14 protein-coding genes and 3 pseudogenes are annotated in these 13629 nt (G+C 44.9%); 10 read left to right on the forward strand and 7 right to left on the reverse strand.

Annotated features, from left to right (window positions below):
• Positions 1-111: 111 nt before the first annotated feature.
• Positions 112-912, reverse strand: coding sequence for a glucosamine-6-phosphate deaminase (nagB, locus tag AB6D58_RS12890; RefSeq protein ID WP_017057618.1), 801 nt, complete (start codon positions 910-912; stop codon positions 112-114).
• 606 nt (positions 913-1518) lie between these two features.
• The gene (locus tag AB6D58_RS12895; protein ID WP_017061517.1) at positions 1519-1872 is read right to left on the reverse strand and encodes a DUF413 domain-containing protein; all 354 of its coding nucleotides are present in this window, start codon (positions 1870-1872) and stop codon (positions 1519-1521) included.
• A 154-nt stretch (positions 1873-2026) separates the two neighbouring features.
• Between AB6D58_RS12895 and AB6D58_RS12900 the strand changes: the two genes are divergently transcribed.
• The gene (locus AB6D58_RS12900; RefSeq protein WP_017061518.1) at positions 2027-2917 is read left to right on the forward strand and encodes a LysR family transcriptional regulator; all 891 of its coding nucleotides are present in this window, start codon (positions 2027-2029) and stop codon (positions 2915-2917) included.
• Positions 2918-3100: 183 nt separating this feature from the next.
• Here AB6D58_RS12900 and AB6D58_RS12905 read toward each other — a convergent pair whose 3' ends face one another.
• The gene (locus AB6D58_RS12905; protein ID WP_017061519.1) at positions 3101-3304 is read right to left on the reverse strand and encodes a hypothetical protein; all 204 of its coding nucleotides are present in this window, start codon (positions 3302-3304) and stop codon (positions 3101-3103) included.
• Between the two features lie 236 nt (positions 3305-3540).
• Here AB6D58_RS12905 and AB6D58_RS12910 point away from each other — a divergent pair, with 236 nt between their 5' ends.
• From AB6D58_RS12910 to AB6D58_RS12920, 3 genes are all read left to right on the forward strand, one after another.
• Positions 3541-4917, forward strand: a complete 1377-nt coding sequence (locus AB6D58_RS12910) for an AlkA N-terminal domain-containing protein (protein ID WP_372157460.1) — start codon at positions 3541-3543, stop codon at positions 4915-4917.
• A 25-nt stretch (positions 4918-4942) separates the two neighbouring features.
• The gene (locus AB6D58_RS12915) at positions 4943-5425 is read left to right on the forward strand and encodes a methylated-DNA--[protein]-cysteine S-methyltransferase (protein WP_017061521.1); all 483 of its coding nucleotides are present in this window, start codon (positions 4943-4945) and stop codon (positions 5423-5425) included.
• A gap of 171 nt (positions 5426-5596) precedes the next feature.
• Positions 5597-5983, forward strand: coding sequence for a hypothetical protein (locus AB6D58_RS12920; RefSeq protein WP_372151691.1), 387 nt, complete (start codon positions 5597-5599; stop codon positions 5981-5983).
• 14 nt (positions 5984-5997) lie between these two features.
• Here the strand turns inward: AB6D58_RS12920 and nhaD are convergent, their stop codons facing one another.
• Positions 5998-7437 (reverse strand): sodium:proton antiporter NhaD, encoded by a 1440-nt coding sequence (gene nhaD / locus AB6D58_RS12925; protein ID WP_372157462.1) that lies wholly within the window; start codon positions 7435-7437, stop codon positions 5998-6000.
• Positions 7438-7546: 109 nt separating this feature from the next.
• Here nhaD and AB6D58_RS12930 point away from each other — a divergent pair.
• From AB6D58_RS12930 to AB6D58_RS12940, 3 genes and pseudogenes are all read left to right on the forward strand, one after another.
• Positions 7547-7773 (forward strand): annotated as a pseudogene (locus tag AB6D58_RS12930) (YjiH family protein); the annotation flags it as partial.
• Positions 7774-8517: 744 nt separating this feature from the next.
• Positions 8518-8904, forward strand: a complete 387-nt coding sequence (locus tag AB6D58_RS12935) for an MAPEG family protein (RefSeq protein WP_372157492.1) — start codon at positions 8518-8520, stop codon at positions 8902-8904.
• Positions 8905-8912: 8 nt separating this feature from the next.
• Positions 8913-9437 carry a hypothetical protein gene (locus tag AB6D58_RS12940; RefSeq protein WP_017061527.1) on the forward strand — a complete coding sequence of 175 codons (525 nt, stop codon included), beginning with the start codon at positions 8913-8915 and terminating at the stop codon, positions 9435-9437.
• Between the two features lie 42 nt (positions 9438-9479).
• Here AB6D58_RS12940 and AB6D58_RS12945 read toward each other — a convergent pair whose 3' ends face one another.
• Entirely contained in the window at positions 9480-10115 is a 636-nt protein-coding gene (locus AB6D58_RS12945) for an START domain-containing protein (RefSeq protein WP_017061528.1), read from the reverse strand.
• Positions 10116-10164: 49 nt separating this feature from the next.
• Between AB6D58_RS12945 and AB6D58_RS12950 the strand changes: the two genes are divergently transcribed.
• The gene (locus tag AB6D58_RS12950; protein ID WP_017061529.1) at positions 10165-10287 is read left to right on the forward strand and encodes a hypothetical protein; all 123 of its coding nucleotides are present in this window, start codon (positions 10165-10167) and stop codon (positions 10285-10287) included.
• On the opposite strand, the pseudogene AB6D58_RS12955 reads toward AB6D58_RS12950, so the two are convergent.
• Positions 10284-10759, reverse strand: a pseudogene (locus AB6D58_RS12955) (YHS domain-containing (seleno)protein). The gene AB6D58_RS12950 and the pseudogene AB6D58_RS12955 overlap by 4 nt on opposite strands.
• Positions 10760-10869: 110 nt before the next feature.
• Here AB6D58_RS12955 and AB6D58_RS12960 point away from each other — a divergent pair.
• Both AB6D58_RS12960 and AB6D58_RS12965 read left to right on the forward strand, forming a co-directional pair.
• A pseudogene (locus AB6D58_RS12960) lies at positions 10870-11324 on the forward strand (helix-turn-helix domain-containing protein).
• 231 nt (positions 11325-11555) lie between these two features.
• Positions 11556-12434, forward strand: a complete 879-nt coding sequence (locus AB6D58_RS12965) for a 6-carboxytetrahydropterin synthase (protein ID WP_229648968.1) — start codon at positions 11556-11558, stop codon at positions 12432-12434.
• A 125-nt stretch (positions 12435-12559) separates the two neighbouring features.
• Here AB6D58_RS12965 and AB6D58_RS12970 read toward each other — a convergent pair whose 3' ends face one another.
• The gene (locus tag AB6D58_RS12970) at positions 12560-13600 is read right to left on the reverse strand and encodes an acyltransferase (protein ID WP_372157464.1); all 1041 of its coding nucleotides are present in this window, start codon (positions 13598-13600) and stop codon (positions 12560-12562) included.
• Positions 13601-13629: the final 29 nt, after the last annotated feature.

The raw sequence follows: 13629 nt of genomic DNA on the forward strand, positions 1-13629 counted from the left end.
TCTTCACATTAAATACAAAAGCAGCAGGCACAAAAAAAGCCACATTCAGTGGCTTTTTCTATTCAAGACGCTCTCTTTATAAAAACGCCCTGCTATTCAAGACTATAGGAATTATAGGTCTTGGATGTTCTCAGCTTCTAGCTCTTGGAAGTAGCGTAGAGTCTTAACTTTTAGCTCTTGTTGAGCTGGCTCATCAGCAACGATGATAGCTTTACGGTGCATCTGTAGAGCTGTAACAGTCCACATGTGGTTTACAGAACCTTCGATAGCCATTTGAAGCGCTTGAGCTTTGTTGTGGCCTAGAGAAAGGATCATCACTTCTTCTGCATCTAGAAGAGTCGCAACACCGATAGTTAGTGCGTATTTAGGAACTTGGTTGATGTCGCCATCGAAGAAACGAGAGTTCGCGATACGAGTGTCTTCAGTCAACGTTTTGATACGAGTGCGTGAAGATAGAGAAGAACCTGGTTCGTTGAATGCGATGTGACCGTCGATGCCTACGCCGCCCATGAACAGGTTGATTTTGCCGTATGAACGGATTTTCTCTTCGTATGCTGCACAGTGAGCATCGATATCTTCAGCTTTGCCGTCTAGCAGGTTGATGTTTTCTGCTTGGATATCAACGTGGTTGAAGAAGTTCTCGTGCATGAATGTGCGGTAAGACTCTGGGTGGTTAGGGTCGATGCCAACGTACTCATCCATGTTGAATGTTACAACGTGCTTGAAGCTAACTTCGCCAGCTTTGTAAAGTTCAATTAGCTCAGCGTAAGTAGTTAGAGGTGTGCTACCAGTAGGAAGACCTAGTACAAATGGACGCTCAGCCGTTGGAGCGAACTTGTTGATTGAATCTGCGATATGACGAGCAGCCCATTTACCTACTTTAGCTTTGTTGCTTAATGGAATAAGTCTCATTGATTTTGCCCCTAGAAATAAAATTTTATAGTGTTCTGAAACATTAATTCGCATTATAAAATAAGTTATCCAGTTCCGCTATTGTTTTAGGTCAAGTTTTTGCTTTTTTCGTCGTAACTGTGACTGGAACTCTCAAAATTGCACAATTATTGTATGGATATTTGGTGGCGTTAAACAAGATTAATACGTTTGTCATATACAGCAATGTTGATCTAATTCAGCACCTGAAAGGGTTGGTGTGTTTCTATGCCTTGATACGATTATTGCAATAATGGCATCGCTCGAACCATTGACGAATTTTGGTGCATTAACGTGTTTCGAGTATAAACAAGCCTTGAGCGTATAGTTGAAACTAGAAAAATAATGATGGCAATGGAGCGCTATCGTGATAAAAGACAGGGGCAGGATGAAGAACGATGAATCTCAGTGGGATGAATACCCATAAGATTGAACGAGAGCTGTGTTTTAGTCACGCTATCGCTATGAATTGTATATAAATATTGGTAAAAATGGATAGGTTGGCTAAACTTACCAATTACAAAGAAGATGTGTGTTTGAAGGCAAAAAAAAGCCCAAAGTGATGAGGTATCACTTTGAGCGATTTTACTAATCTTCTAACACTAACTCACTTTCGTATTCTTCCCTAGATACGTCGCCGCGTTTGCAGCCGTTTAGGGTGTGAAAGCGACGGCGTCCACGAGCCAGTTGAATGTACTTCAACCAAACACGCTCTAACTTGGACTTTGCCTTATGAGGGTGAGACAACACTTTAATGAAGTGTTTTTCTTCTGCATTGATTGGTGCTAGTTCACCAGTTTCAAGTGCAAGCATAGTGTCACCAAACAAGGTTAGGATTTCCTCTTCTGAAAGAGTAAAATCACCCGACTTAGCGAACCCTCTCGGGAATTTAATGGTGTCATAAAAACGTTTTTTTCCGTGTCGGAATTCGGTCTCAGACATATCAGCCTCAGTAATGTGGTTAGATAGAAATTAGTGTTTATTGCTCACGCGAAAATATTGTTAAAAGGCTAAAATAGGAAACAAAATGTTTTTGCCTTTACGATAAACAATCCTAGATCGGCTAGTTAGCAGATTTATTACAGAGATGTATTTGATGGATGTGAAAGTATTTAGAACCTTTCTTGAGGTTGCAAGGGTGCGCCATTTTGGGCGTGCAGCTGAAAACTTGTATTTAACACAAGCGGCGGTGAGTGCGCGGATCAAACAGCTTGAAGGCTATTTTGATACTCAGCTCTTCATTCGTGACCGCAATAACATCAAACTCACATCTTCCGGTGAACGTTTGATTGGTTATGCCGAAGTGATGGTGTCCACCCTACAACAAGCCAAATTTGAGCTGTCGTTAGAGAGTGGTAAAGCCTTGCAGTTAACGCTGGGCGGCACGCCGAATATTTGGGATGCGTATCTGCAAAACTGTTTAAGTGTGGTAACCGACTCTTTTGGTGGTTACGGCTTTATGGCAGAGGTGATGGGGCGCGAGCAACTGAACCGTAATTTGTTAGAACGAACCTTAGATATGGCTTTCGCGTTCGATCAGATCAAAGCAGAAGAGCTGAACTGTAAAAAAGTCGCTGACTTGGTTTTGGTGTTGGTATCAACGCAGCAAGATGATCTGGAATCTGTATTTCAACATAAGTATGTTTATGTGGATTGGGGAACGCGCTTTGGTTCTGAACACGCAGAACGTCACCCTAAAGTGCCAGCACCGTACCTACGTACCTCTACAGCCCGTATCGCCCTCGATTTCATTTTAGAGAAAGGCGGCAGTGCGTATCTTCCGGTGTCTCTAGTCGAACCTTTTATCGATTCGGGTCAGCTGCACAAGGTGAAAGGGGTTGAAGACTGGTATCTCCCAATTTATCTGAGCTACCGTAAAAGCAGTACCTCGGTTGATGCGATCATGCAGGTTGAGAAGTTGGTTAATGAGATTGACCCATCGACGGCTTACACATTGCAGCAAGCCGCTGAACAAGCACCTGAGTAACGGCATTCGCGGTAAGCAGTGGCTTTGCTGATTAGATTCAATAAAAAATGGCTCCCAACTAATTGTATAGTTGGGAGCCATTTTTGTTTTAAACCAGAAATGTACTTCTTTTCGGAACTAGAGATCGTTTCTAATTCCATAAATATCGTTTAGGCCTGGTATGTGTAGCCTTTATTAAAAGCCCTATAGGTTCATTAGATTCTCAATAGACTCTTCAAGAGAGTGTGACATGTACGAATGGATTTGATTGCCATCCGTTGCGTCAATCTCGATCATAGAAATCCCGTTGTCCGCTTTGTCTTCAAGAAAGCTTAGAGACTGCTCGACTGATTGACTGGTGAGAACCTGTTGATTTGATAAAACAATACGACATGTGTGTAAAACCATAGCCTTTTCCTTTTTATATTCGATAGGTCTCTGCATCTTGGCGTGCTAAGTACCGATCGTTGACGTTGTGAGAAGAATGTCCTCTCTAGGTTAAATTTAGTCGAATTGAATAAAATTAAAACTCTTTTTTGTGATTTATCTGACCTTCGCTTCCGAAAGTGGCTAGCGACAATGGTGGTTCACGGTAAACTTTTAGGTATCGGATCAAACGCTATGGTAAGTGGGAAGAGTACGGCATGTCGAAAAAGATCAATCACAACAGCAGCTTAACCAGTGAGCAGTGCCATTTGGCTCGATATGCACGAGATGCTCGCTTTGATGGGATGTTTTTTACAGCGGTGAAAACGACAGGAATTTTTTGTCGCCCGATTTGCCCAGCCACACCACCCAAAGAAGAAAATGTCGAATATTTTTCCCATCAAGCTCAAGCATTGAAAGCGGGATATCGTCCTTGTTTACGTTGTCGACCAGACAGCGCACCTTTTTCGCCGGCTTGGAAGGGCGTCGAAACCACTTTCTTACGTGCGATGCAGTTGATTGATAATGGCGCTCTGAATTCAGGATCTATCGTCGACCTTGCAACGCGGTTAGGTATTTCAGATCGTTATTTACGAACCTTATTCGACAATTACATCGGCGTGTCACCCAAGCAATATAGTCTGTACAGTCAATTGATGTTTACCAAGCAGTTGCTGCACACCAGTAGCATGAGCATTACTGATGTCGGCTTTGCTAGTGGCTTCAATAGTACGCGCCGTTTTAATGATGCCTTTCAAAAAGAGCTGCAGCTTTCGCCAAGCCAAATTAGGCGAGCGAAGCCAAGTGACACTCAGAGTAATCATATTCAGCTTGGTTTTCATGGACCCTTAGATTGGAACCACTTGTTGAGGTTTTATCGACGAAGAATGATTGAGGGCTTAGAAGGCGTTGGCGAAGATTATTATAAGCGCACGGTAAATGTGAACGGGTCAAAGGGTTGGTTCAAGGCGACTTTAGCCAAAGATAACCGCTTGGATATTGAATTCGAGTTGGATGATATAAGCCAATTAAGAAGCTTGATTGCGAATATCCGCCGTATGTTTGATCTTGATGTCGATATTGCCAAGGTTGAGACGTTCTTTACGACTATCGATCCTAACTTGGTGGCTAAGAGTGGTATCCGTATTCCTGGCGTGTGGAGTGCTTGGGAGGCAGGCGTGAGAGCGATTCTAGGACAGCAAGTTTCGGTAACCGCGGCGATTGGTCAGCTTAACTTATTGGTCAAAGAGCTTTCTGATGAACATGAGAAAGCCAGCTTCCCAACACCAAAACAGATAGCGGACGCTGATGTTAGCTTCTTGAGAATGCCGGGAAGCCGCAAAGAGACCCTAAAGCGTTTTGCCGAATACATGGTCGACAATGAAGCTGAGCATCCTTCCAAATGGATTGAGCTAAAAGGGATTGGGCCTTGGACTATTCAATATGCACTGCTTCGCGGGTTAAGCGAACCTAATCATCTGTTGGTTGGTGACTTGGTGGTGAAGAAGTTTATTGAGCATCGCCCCGCCATCAACACGGAGAGTGTTTCGCCTTGGGGTAGTTACGCCACGTTCCACTGTTGGAATCAGTCTTAATCGGAATACTAAGCTAGGAGATATCATGGACAACCGTTTTACTTACTATGAGAGCCCATTGGGAACCGTGACGTTACAGGCGAACGATGAAGGCTTGCTCGGCCTTTGGTTCGAGACACATACCACCAAGCCGGAACCGTTGGGTGTTCAAGATGATAGCTTTCCGATCTTTGCATTGGCTATCGAGCAGCTTAATCGCTATTTCTCGGGCGAAGCTATTCAGTTTTCTGTGCCGATTGCAGCCAAGGGCACGCCATTTCAGCAGTCGGTTTGGCAGGCGCTGACGACCATTCCTTATGGAGAGACTTGGAGCTATGCACAACTGGCCGATGCGATAGGCAATCCGAAAGCCGTTCGTGCTGTGGGTTTGGCGAATGGCAAAAATCCGGTTTCAGTGATTGTGCCGTGTCACCGTGTGATTGGTAAAAACGGCAAACTGACGGGTTATGCAGGTGGCGTAGAACGTAAACAGCACTTATTGGTGATAGAGGGAAGAGAGCAAGACTAGCAAGCGATTTAGCCATGAGCCTGTCGAGATGCTGGCTGAATATCTCGTACTACTTAATGGTGAAGGCGAGTGGTTCTTAAAATATGATTTTGCATTAAAATCAACGCTTTCTGGGAAATATCGATTTGGTTGCATATCCTTTAACCATGTTCTCTAGGCAAGGATGCCCAAATGAATAGCCATCATTCACTTATACTCTGCTGCAGTAGCGCACTATTGCTGACGGGCTGTTTAACCGACACCAGTCGACCCTTCGAAGTACCACAACTTGCTCTGTTCAAAGGTATGTATGAGAACGCAGATAATGACAGTTATCTACTTTTTGAATCCGGGCAAGTGACTTATCAAACAACGGATAATTCCGTGACTCGAACCTATCGTGTTGATGATGACTTGATCACCATTGAATTCAATTCTGGAAGCAGCCGAACTGACTCTAGACTAGTGATGCGCATTCAACAGAAGGGCGAGATGCTAACTTGCAACCAATGTCCAGCGATACAATTGAGTAACGTCTGGACACTTGTAGATAAGCCTGTGAAAGACAGTTCGAACTAGAAAAGATCTCCGAATTAGAAAAGATCGCCATTAAGCCATAGGTGTGCAGCGATACTGACGGCATAGCCAATCATGATCACTGGCATCCATTTCAAGTGGCCAAAGAAGGTGTATTTGCCATGCGCCGCGCCCATTAACGCCACACCTGCCGCACTACCAATAGATAACAAGCTGCCGCCAACGCCTGCGGTTAAGGTGATCAGTAGCCAGTTACCCATCGACATTTGAGGTTCCATCGATAACACGGCAAACATCACCGGAATGTTATCGACAATCGCAGATAAGATCCCCACCATGATGTTGGCCCAAATTGGATCCCATTGGCTATACATCACGCCAGAGGCAAGCTCCAAGTATCCCAGTAGACTCAAGCCACCGACACACATTACCACGCCGTAGAAGAACAGCAGAGTGTCCCATTCGGCATGGGACACTCTTCGAAATACATCAAAGGGCACGACTGAACCGAGTCGCTTCAATGCCCCCCCATCATTGTTGGCAATCGCTACCGCTTTTTTCTTCGCCAGTGAATTTGGTAAGGTCTTACGCAAGAAATAACCAAAGAACTGTAGATACGCCAGCCCCATCATCATGCCCATTACTGGAGGGAAGTGGAGTACGGCATGGAAAGCAACCGCAGTGCCGATGGTCATGATGAACAACAACACGATGCGTCTTGCACCGCGTTTTAATTCAACGTGCTGATGCACCGTGTCGGGTTGGGTTGTGGGAACAAAGTAAGACATGATCATTGCAGGGACGAGGTAATTCATCACTGAAGGAATAAATAAGGGAATGAATTCACTGAAGCTCACATAACCAGCCTGCCACACCATCAACGTTGTGATGTCACCGAATGGGCTGAACGCGCCGCCAGCGTTAGCGGCTATCACGATATTCACACAGGCTAGGTTAACGAATTTAGGGTTAGATCCTGCGACTTTCAGAACCACGGCGCACATCAATAGAGCTGTGGTGAGGTTGTCGGCGATCGGTGAGATAAAGAAGGCCAGAATACCGGTTAGCCAGAACAGAGAGCGGAAATTAAAGCCTTTGCCCACCATCCACGCTTGCAGCGCATCAAATAACCTCCTCTCTTCCATGGCACTGATGTACGTCATGGCCACGAGTAGGAACAGCAGTAGTTCAGCGTATTCTAGTAAGTTATGTTCAAGGGCTTGTTTGGCCACTTCGACAAGGTTGTGTTCTTGGTAAGTGAAACCAATGATAATCCAGATTAAGCCAGCTGCCAGTAACACGGGCTTTGACTTTCTGAGCTTTAGGTATTCTTCCATCATCACCACTATGTAGGCGACAACGAAAATGGTCAGCGACAGGTAGCCAGCAAACGAGTTGGTTAGACTGAGCGATTCCCCTAGCTGAGAAGTGGAAGCAGCTGCTACCGTTGAAAAGAAGAATAAAGAGAAAACAGCTGAAAGCTGGATACCTAGCATGGATTACGCTCCGAAGTTAATAAGTTATTAACACGGGTAAAAGCGTAGACCTAAATAAGCATGTGGGGTGTGATAGATATCTTAATAATTCAATAGATTATAGTGAAAAAGAAAGACGGTGGCGAAAGTATTAGCTTTGATGGATACTCCTGGCAACTCAGGCTTAGCATTGATTGCGTCGCTTCAAAGTACTGATGCTGGCGCGGGGCGATCGTTAACTTCTTCTCTTCAGGTACAGTACTGTTCACCCTTCCAGTTATGGATGGTTCTTTGGCGGTAACTTCGTCAATTGGCCTAGCGGTTGCTGTGATGTTTATCTTCAAGTTTGTTGGTGCAATACATGGGACGTATCATGGGACCAATTGGTATTGAAGGTCGCTATATTCCAGTGATGATCGCGATTTCGGTATTGAATGCGTTTGGTGCAATGTTCTTGATGAACATTATTTTGTAACGTGACTTTGAACGGTTAGCTGCGAACAGCTTTCAGACGTTACAAAAAAGGAAACCCCGTTTGGCTTTCACCAAACGGGGTCTATTCTTTTCGTAGCCATCCTGCTACTGCGCGTTACTTATCTTTCAATAGGTAACTGGTGCTCCCTGCATCGTTCCTTGACGTGGCTAAATCCTTTAACCTATCCAATTCATCGCCGTCCTAGCGGTGTCCTTGCAAACTCATCATCCTGATAAGCGACTCTATCCTAGAGCATAACTTCCTTGCTGATAACTCATCCTAAGCCATCAAATCTTCATCCTGAAGATACCTAATCCGTTAGGCTTTTTCCTGTTCCTGCCAACTCCCTGTCGACATGTGTATTAAACACTGCAGAGGCTTTGCTCACAATCCACCCTAAGAAATAAATGTACTCACTAACCGAAAGAAATATGCGTGGATTCATACAAAACAAGGGGTTGGGTTTGTATTTTAGGAATTTTCTGCGAAGCTTGATTATGATCTCTTACGTTCGGTGTGAGAGATCTCTTACAAGTGCTCGGGCGTGATTATCATTTTATCTTGGCGGTTAATGTCGAAAAGATAGAAAAGAACACTGAGTTAAGACAAAACAATAGGGAAATATGATGGTTACAGCACTTTACGCAGCTCAGCTGACGGTAGTAATGATTTGGTTGGCGATTGAAGTTATTAAGCAAAGACGAATCAATCTTGTTGCTCATGCCGATGGCGGTGTTGAGTCGTTACAGATAGCACGTTCGGCACAAAGTAACGCGATGGATTACATCCCAATCACGGTGATTTTGATGGGGTTGCTAGAGATGAATGGGGCTGGTGTGTGGCTTATTCATGTCATTGGTGTGGCGTTTATTCTGGGGCGAGTGATTCACGCTAAAGGGATCTTAGCGAAGAACTTCAAAGGCAGAAAAGTGGGTATGGTGTTAACGCTTATCTGCATGATCTCTTTGATTGTCCTAAACTTAGCTTACCTACCTTTTGATAAAATGTTCTAGGGAGCATTATGGCATTGCGCCTTCCTCCTGCTTGGGCGATTGTCCTCGCAGGCTTGATACTCAACATCATGGCGATTGTCATGTCGAGCTTGGTGCTCGATAAAATTGAAGCTGAGAAAGCGGAGTACAACGATCGCAAATACGGCAATGTGTACTCAATACAGCTTGCTTGGAATACGATTGAAACCCTAGAGCGCAAGCGTGAAGCGATTTTGATTCACCTTGATAAACCAGAAACGGTGCAGCCGACCACGGTTCTCGACGAAGCACTGCGTGGGCAACTTAGGCGTTGGGTGAGTAGCGAAGTGCCAAGTATCTCTTTGGCTCACTTACCGAAACTGATGATGCTGATAAACAGTGCACAAGAAGCGCAACGAACTCGAATCGATGATTACTATTTGGATAACCTGACCTTGGTTGAGTTAATCCAAAGGCTTGATGAGAAAATGGCTTTCTATAAGAACATCGCCCTGTTTCTTCAAGTATTTGGCTTGGCGCTTATCTTAGCTCGCGACCTCGCTAGAAGACCTTAATCTTTAACCTTAATGCCTCCATTTACTTATCGACTTGTATCGTTAGCGAGACTCATTTGGCAGGTTAGGGTGCTGTTGGCCTTGGTACTTTGGTAACTGTTCTTTTAGCCCCTTAAACGTGCTCAGTGCACTGCCTATCGATAACTTGTTCATCAACCAATTTGGCAAGATGCCCCCTGCGTTCGCATACGCGGTGTAGGTGATGTAGGTATTGCCATTAGTCAGCGGTTGCAGTGTCCAAAGTGCGTCCACATCGTAGATTCGAATGTACCCCGACTCTTTCGCCAAATAGTTCGACGCATCCTTTATCGACAAAACAAACTGCCCACCCTCGATGCTGTATTTTGAGTAGGTCACCATGTCTCGATCTCTGGCAGGCCACGGTGCTTTGAATTGGGTATAGACGATGTTTTCATCTTCAGATATCTGCATCAACACACGGCTTTGCGATACATTATCTATCCAGTTTGGCACGTTCTCACTGTCTTCCAATAACAGTAAAAAACCGGAGTAAGTGGTGGGCGTTTGCATCTGTGCTCGTATTTCGACCAAGCCTTCGCTGTGTGGCCTTTTATCAATCATGATGCCATCTTCACTTTTGACGAACTGCCATGGGTTGGCATAAGTCAGTGTCGATAGGGCGCAGAGGCCGAGTACCAAAATCTTAGGTAATGTCATTATTCTTCCATAAAAAGAAAAGCTTATCTGCTAGGAGTATAGAATAGAAATGGACTTAGTAGGTGTTGCCAATCGCTTTGGGTTGGCCTCTTTGGGGAAAATCCCAATGAAAACGGAAGCGTTCGGTCGCTTCCGTTTTATTCTTGGGCAATGGATAAGCGCTGTAGGCTAGAGCTTATAGGCTTCTACGGTTTTGATGGTTGTCCAGTTGCTGTTGGCGTCTTGGATGAACTCTTGTGTATTCTCCAGCCAGCGTTTCTGAACCGATTTGTCTAAGTTCAGATACAACTTTCCATCTTCCACCTTCCAAGCGAGAGGGTCGGTTTCAAACTTCTTACCCATGGCTACTCCAAACGCGCAGTAACCGCCATATTGAGGGGCATAGGCTTCTGGATTGGTTCGAAATTCATCTCTGTTTCACTGCTCGCAAAGTTATAGATCGCATTCTTATAGGTCGCTGTGAACTCAGATGTGCCTTTTACTGGACCTTCATTGGCAAAGTAAGCGACAGGATCATAGCCTTTAATTGCGAGGTTATTGCTGTCGACACTCATATCAAGGTCTGCTGCCATTAACGAAAAGCTGGTGCCTAGTAACGCGGCCATTAGAGTGATTTTTTGACTGGTCGATTTCATGTGTGACATATCAAGTTCCTTGTCAGTGTTGGTTATCTTGTTTGAAATAATTTAGCCCACTCGTCCGGTCTATAGAGGGACAAAAGAACTAAAAACTAAGCGAATCGTTCGGAGGATGCATGGATCTGCTTTCACAACTAATGGAACACTTCTCGATACGCACTGGCGTTTTCTATTCTGGAAACCTGTGTGGAGTATCGTCATTTAACGCGCAACAAGGTAAAGAGGGCCACCTTCATGTATTGAGCGCGGGGGAGTTGAGCTTGTCTAGCGCTCACACGGAACACAGGCATTTGTCGCAGCCTTGCATTGTTTATTTGCCGAAATGGCGTCACTGGCCGCGATGTCTCGAACTCAGTTTATTGAAGCGTTCAAACGAGAAGTCGGTGAGACGCCCGGAGATTATGTGCAAAAGTGGCGAGTCTCAGTGGCTCAATCCCTGTTATTGCAAAATAAGCCCATCAACTGGGTCGCTGATGAAGTGGGTTACAGCAGCTATTCGGGATTTTCACGCGCTTTTCAGCATGTTGCTGGGGTGTCACCGCGCCTTTGGCTAAAGCAAAATGTATCGTGAAACACTCGGCAACCTTACCCAAGATATGGCTATTCGCATCGGGCTGGTCTATGTTTTAGCGGAAATTGTGCAGAGTTTGTTCTTTTCTCAAAAGAGGGTCTAAAAAGGTGGACTTTTTAAGCTTGTCGTAACATCCTGCTCGTCCTATTTTATCTAGACACCAATGAGACGAAGTGCCTGCTGGACATTATTCAGCCTCCCGTATCTCATTAAAGTATTAAGGAGTTCAACTTGAACCTATTTGTAAGAGACCTTACCGTTATCGATTCTTCATACATCTGTGAACACAGAGGGGTCGTAGGAGATAGTTGGATTTTAGATGTCACCATGTCTGGTGAACTTAATGAAATGAGCATGGTGCTGGATTTTAGTAAGGTCAAAAAGCAGATCAAACAGCTTGTCGATGAGCACGTTGATCACCGTTTGCTGCTGCCAATGCAAAGCGCTGCAATTGTTCTTCAAGCGAGCAAAGCGGGCTACTCTAAGGTTGATGTGTTGCGTGGTGACAAGAGTCTTCATCTACATTGCCCTGATGAAGCATATTGCCTGATTGATGCAGAAGCGATCACCATCGAGAGTGTGACCGCACACGTTTACAATATCCTTCGCGATAACCTACCAAGTAACGTCACCGGGTTAGAGATCACCCTTCGTCATGAGAACATTAATGGCGCGTTCTACCACTATACCCATGGTTTGAAAAAGCATGATGGTAATTGCCAACGCATCGCCCATGGTCACCGTTCTCCAGTAGAAATCGTGGTTGATGGTCAGCGTGACGAACAACGCGAACAGGCATTTGCTCAGCGCTGGGAAGACATTTATTTAGGTTCTAAAGAAGACCAAGTTTCAGTTTCATCACTTAACCTGAGTGAACACGCGCAAAGCGTTAATGATGAAAGTCACTATGGCTTTCGCTACACCGCACCTCAAGGCGAATTTGAGCTAGCGATTGCTAAGAGTGAAACAGAAATCTTGCCGACGGATACCACGGTGGAATTACTGGCAGGCTATATTGCGGATCAAGTTGAGCCTAGCCTAACAGAGAGTCAATCACTACAAATCGTTGCTTATGAAGGTGTTGGCAAGGGCGCAATGGCGTTCCGATAATACTTCAACGAGTGACATAGTATCGTTACTGACATGATGAAATAAAGGCAAGATAATCCGTTATCTTGCCTTTATTTTTTGTGGTTCTTTAAAACTGATTTAGCGGATAGTTATAGGTATAAACACTAGCGAAGTAGCACGTGTCGCAGTGGCGTTTTCTCGATTCCAGCAACCAACCCGAAGCTCAACAATACGGTGCCAAAAAATACCGTAACGTCTTTGGCCAATTCCGTAATGCCGAAAACTCCACAGACATTGAACAACACGATAATGATCAGCAAATGGCTGACGTAGATACCCAGCATGCGATTTGAAATGGCACGAACCCAAGCGTAGTTACCCATGTTTGGATTAGCCAAAAGCCACATGAACACACCCATCCCCCATAACGCCGTGCCAAACAAGAAATCATTCATATTGAATCCGACGTCGAACGTGGTGAGCCATGCCGCCTCAGCAAAGTGAATCAACATGCCTAACGCTAATAACCCCAACGCTTTAGTTGATGACACCTTCCATTGATTCTGACGAATAAGGAAACCTAAGGTCACCATTAACGTGCCAAAGAACGGGCCATTACGCGTGAAGAAGGGTGCTTCTAATCCGGTTAGCGTTGCGTAGCTGCCCGCTAAAACACCATAAACGTAAAGTACAATGGCCGCTGGTAATAGCAGTTTGTTGAGCTTCAACTCAACCAATAAAGCGATGATCAACACTGCGCAAACAAGGGCTGGAATGAACCACAAATGCACCAGACCTCCCTCTAAGAATGAGTTAAGAGGAGTGCTCATTAAGAAACCCCAATAGCCTTCACGTTCACCTAGATAGCCAAACTCTTCTACCTTCGCGAGATTGAATGGCATCACTAAGCAAATGATGCTCCATGCCAACCAAACCTTAAGCAGTGGTTTGGAGTAGTTGATGAAGGTTGTCCAAGGCGATGCAGCCAACTTAGGCTGAATAAGATAGCCAGAAATCAGGAAGAAGAGAGGTACCGCAAAACGAGCGGTTTGGTTGAGCACATAACCGATCCAAGGCACTTCATCTATTTGCCAATAAGTGAGTGCCATTTGGCCGTGTAAACCAATGATCGCCAAGATAGCAATCACTCGGCCTAACTCGATACTGGCGATGTGTTGTGAAGGCGTATGTTGAACGGAAGACATATCAGATCTCTTAGTAAAATTTTTACGAA

The sequence above is a fragment of the Vibrio sp. 10N.239.312.D08 genome, assembly GCF_041466145.1.
In the GTDB taxonomy this organism is placed as follows: Bacteria; Pseudomonadota; Gammaproteobacteria; order Enterobacterales; family Vibrionaceae; genus Vibrio; species Vibrio crassostreae_C.